The sequence below is a fragment of the Stenotrophomonas acidaminiphila genome (genome assembly GCF_001431595.1).
In the GTDB taxonomy this organism is placed as follows: Bacteria; Pseudomonadota; Gammaproteobacteria; order Xanthomonadales; family Xanthomonadaceae; genus Stenotrophomonas; species Stenotrophomonas acidaminiphila.
In genome coordinates this window covers 1-4,243 of the sequence record NZ_LDJO01000086.1, presented here as the reverse complement: position 1 = coordinate 4,243, position 4,243 = coordinate 1, and the positions used below count along the sequence as shown (strand labels likewise).

The following is a 4,243-nucleotide window of genomic DNA, read 5'->3' as shown; positions in this document are numbered from 1 at the left end:
ACTCACTCGATCGGGCTCGTCTCGGCGTCGTGCTCTGCGACTTCCGCCAACGAAAGCCGCTTGTCGCCATCGAAGTCGACCTCGGAAAAGTACTGGCTGAGCGTGTGTTCCACGGGCAATTCCTTCTGACTGAGATAGCCGTCCTGGTTGCGGTCCAGTTCGGCAAACTTGGCTTGGATGTCTTCCAAGTCGCAGCGTTGCTTCAGCATGCCGACTCCGCGCGAACTGAAGTCGGCTGCATCGCCCCAGGCGGCCAGTTCAATGCACGTCGTAGGAGCTGAATTCGCTGGCCGCGACACCGTTCCTTCATCCTGCAAACTGCTGGAGCGGACCTCCGGAGTGGACACGAGCAGAACAAGTGCGAGGAGCAGAAACGTAGGCTTTTGGTCAATTTTCATTGCAGCTTCTCCAGAAAGTGCGTGTGCGGATATACCTCGGTTCCGGCAGTCGCCGGCGTGATGATGACCAGGCGCTGTTTCGTCGCCCAACGCAACCGGTTCAGTGGCCAAGTGCCTGCGACACCCAGCCCCACAGTGCGGCGCCTGCAATCACCGCCGGAATCACCAGCCGCGCCTTGCTGGCGAATAAGATGCTCAGGACGATCGCAAATAGGATCAGAGCCTCCAGGCCCGTCAGGCTTACGCGCAGAAGGGCCAGCGTCGTTCCCGCAATCAGGCCGACCACGCCTGCGGTCACGCCCTCCAAAAAAAGCCGCACGCGTGGCTGATGCACTATGCGTTCCAAGGCATCGTGACCCAAAAGCGTGAAGGCGAAGGCCGGCAGGAAGATGCCCACGGTCATCACCACTGCGCCCCACGGCCCGCCGCCGAGGTAGCCCACGAAGGTCGAAAAGATGATCAGCGGCGCCGGCAGCAATCCCGACAAAGCCAGGCCGTCAAGGAACTGCGCATTGCTCATCCACGCGCCCTGGGTTACGGCATCGCGCTGCAGGAATGGAATGACGGTATAGGCGCCACCGAACGTCAACAGGCCGGCCTTCAACCCGGACCAGAACAGCAGCAGCAGCGGTACCGTCGCCTGCACGACGGCGGTGCTCTCTGCGCCCACATGACTCAGCGCGTCTAGTCCGGCCAGGCCGCCGTTGCGCACTGCGAACACGACGGTCCCGGCGGCCGCCACTCCGATCACGCCCAGCGCGGCGATGCCGAGGCGGTGGCGTGCCATCAGGTAGATGATCCCGCCCACAGCGAGGATCAGCGCGAAGTGCACACCGGCCAACTGCGCACCTGTCGCCAGGATCGCGATCGCCCAGAGCCAGCGATCGGTGACGACGTGGCCGCCGATGCGAAACACGGCGCGCACGATCAGCGCCGCCACCGCCACCTGGACCGCCGCGAAGATGGCCAGCACGCCGTCGGCCTTCAACCCGAAGCGCACGTACGCCCACGATAGCGCGAACATCAGCACGAACCCCGGGAGCATGAAGCCCAAGCCCGCCAGCACACCGCCCCAGCGGCCGCGCGACAGCATCCCGAAATACACGCACAACTCGTGCGCCTCTGGGCCCGGCAGGATCTGATAGACGGCCAGCACCCGGTTGAACTGGGCGCTGCTGATCCAGCGCTCTTGCTCCACCAATTCATGCCGGATCATGCCGATCTGGGCGACCGGGCCACCCCAGGCTAATGCGCCGAAGCGTAGGAACCGCAGGAACAGCCGCAGCCACGGTTCTTGCGGTACCACGTAGGTGGGCGCGTCGTTGGTCTCGCTCGCGGCCACAGGGTTGGTGACTGTGCTCATGGGGCTCCCGTGGTCGTTGTTTGCGTCAGGTCGTGCATCGGATCACCGCGCCGCGGATTTGACTTGGGCACTTTGGGCATCCAGCACACGGCGAAACCCTTGGGCCAGCCCGGCCGCAGGCCCCTTGCCCCAGAAGTGGACGAAATAGAACGCCGGCTGCTCGCCCACCATGTGGTTGTGCAGCGCCACGACGTGGAAGTCTGCCTGGCGCAGTGCACGCAGCACCGGCTGGACTTCGTCGGCGGTCATGATCACGTCGCCGGTGACGGCAGCAAGCCGATCCGACCCGGTGAAGGCCGCCCAGGTCGTCAGGCCCATCGATCCGCCTACCGGCCGGCCGTGCATGCGTCCCTCCCGGCCGATCGTCACCTTCACCACGTCGCCAGTGATTTCCGGTGGATGCCCGATGGCCTTGGAGATGGCAGCGGCATCAATCTTTCCCGGTGTGGGCACGGGACCGCCGAAGCCAGTGGCCGGCTGCGGGCGCTGCGCGCGCACGGCCTTGATGGCGTCCCACACCTCTTTGACGCTGCCGGCCAATCGCACCGGATCGCCGTGACCGCCGATGTGCATGAAGTACACCTTCGGAGAATCGAAGAAGAAATGGTTGTGGAGCCCGGTCACATCGAGGCCGGCCTTGAACGCTGCGTCCATCGCCGCATCGACCTCATCCTCGAAGACGACGGTGTCACCCATCAGCATCGCGTTCTCGTCCGCCGGCATGAACGCGGCCCACGAGCCGAGCCCTGCGGGCGGCGGCAGCCGCATGCCGTCCACGGTCACCGCCACGTCGTCGCGGCTCCACCCGATGCGAACCACCCCGTCCGGTTGCACCTTCGCGACTGCGCCGCTGGCCTCGCCAATCCGGGCGGAGTCGATCTCGGCCGCGTGAACGCTGGCCCAGCCCCAAAGCAGCGACAGCGTGAGGGCCCGCAGGGCACGATGAGCGATGGCGTTCATGACTACTCCTTACATTTACATCGACAAAAAAGATGAAGGGGCACTTGCGCTCGCGACGACAGCGTCTCAATCTGACGGGCGAACTTGGGGTCAGGCAGCGGAAGGCCTGCAGCAAGCCTCCAGTCGCTGCGCCACGGTGTCCCATTGGATGTTCTGGAAGAACGCATCCACGTACTTGGCGGCCGCGGCGCCGTAGTCCATCTGGTAGGAGTGCTCGTACATGTCCATCACCAGGATGGGCAGCGTGGCCGCCGGGCCGTGAGCGTGATCGGCCATCCAGTAGTTCTCGAGCTGGCGGGTGTGGGTGTTGAAGCCGAGTACCACCCAGCCCGAGCCGCCGCCCAGCCCGGTGCCCATCCGGCGGAATTCGGTTTCCCATGCATCGAAGCTGCCGAAGGCTTCGGCCAGGGCCTTGCGACTGCCGGCATCGGCCTGGCCGCTGCCGCCCAGGTTGTCGAAGTAGTACTCGTGCAGCACCACCGAGCCGGTGCGCAGCAGGTGCTCCCGCTTGAGTTCGTTGTAGAGGTACGGCGGCATGTCCGGTGCGGCGAGCGCCTCGGCAAGGTGCTTCTTCGTCACGGCCAGCGCCTTGACCGAGCCGCCGTAGTTGTTCTCCCAATGCGAGCGGATCAGGCGTTCGGACAATCCTTTCAGTTTGGACGGGTCGAACGGCAGCGGCTTGAGCGTGGGGGTGCTGACGGGTGCAAGTGTGGAGGTGGACATGGCGGTGGTCTCCGAAGTCGGAACGGCATGGGCGGCCTTGGCGGCTCCCAGCGCGAGGGGCGCCGTAGCGGCCAGACTCAGGACGTGACGGCGTTGGGTGTCGATCGGTGGAGTCTTGGTCATCTCGTGATCACGGGAGCTGGAGGTGAAAGGTGCGGGTGCCTCAGTGCGCGCATTCGTGCATCGCGGGCGCGCGTCGATTGAGCGGGAGGTGATTCACGCGGTGCTCCCGTTGCTGCGGAAACTGGCCAGCAGCCCGTCGAACACGGCGCAGGCGCGTTCAAGCAACTGGTCGTCGTCGGCCACGGAGTCGCGCAACCCTGCCAGGACGCTTTCCACGCCCAGCGCTTCCGGGGGCGGTGCCCCGCCGACATCGAGGTAGTGCACCAGCAGACCCACGCGTGCGATCGGGCCTTGTTCCAGACCGAAACTGGCGGCGAGCACCTCGAATGTGACGCGGTGGCCGACGTGGCTGAAGGTCGCGCCATCGAAGTCGAACCCCAACGCCTCCGGCGGACAGTCGGCCGGATGGGCGAGCCACAGAATGCGGGCCTCGGGATCGATGAAGCGACGGATCAACCAGGCGCTGGCCAGCCGGTCCACCCATGGACGCTGCCGCGTGGCCCACAGACGGCCTTGGTAGTCGGCGGTGCGCAGCCGCTGGATCGTACCGGCCACAAAGCGCGGCTCGTCTGGCGCCTGCAGGCGGGCACAGGCCATTTCCAGCTCGGCCAGCGTGTCCTCGACCTGCCGCCGCGCTTCGCCCGGGAAGAAGTCGATCGCAGTGATCGACTCGAAA

General features: G+C 65.5%; 5 protein-coding genes. All 5 read right to left on the bottom strand.

Translation table 11 applies throughout. The features are described 5' to 3' along the window. Positions 1–2 precede the first annotated feature (2 nt). Positions 3–398, bottom strand: a complete 396-nt coding sequence (locus tag ABB33_RS18695; protein ID WP_057639187.1) for an EF-hand domain-containing protein — start codon at positions 396–398, stop codon at positions 3–5. A gap of 100 nt (positions 399–498) precedes the next feature. Beyond that, on the bottom strand, positions 499–1,761 hold the full coding sequence (chrA, locus tag ABB33_RS17355; RefSeq protein WP_080241902.1) for a chromate efflux transporter: 1,263 nt from the start codon (positions 1,759–1,761) through the stop codon (positions 499–501). A 42-nt stretch (positions 1,762–1,803) separates the two neighbouring features. Then, a complete protein-coding gene (locus ABB33_RS17350; protein ID WP_021201845.1) occupies positions 1,804–2,721 on the bottom strand; it encodes a DUF1259 domain-containing protein in 918 nt (305 codons plus the stop codon). Between the two features lie 90 nt (positions 2,722–2,811). After that, positions 2,812–3,444 (bottom strand): superoxide dismutase, encoded by a 633-nt coding sequence (locus ABB33_RS17345; protein ID WP_100322981.1) that lies wholly within the window; start codon positions 3,442–3,444, stop codon positions 2,812–2,814. A 216-nt stretch (positions 3,445–3,660) separates the two neighbouring features. Further along, positions 3,661–4,243 (bottom strand): chromate resistance protein ChrB domain-containing protein (locus ABB33_RS17340; RefSeq protein WP_056932926.1); only part of this gene is annotated, 583 nt, incomplete at its 5' end.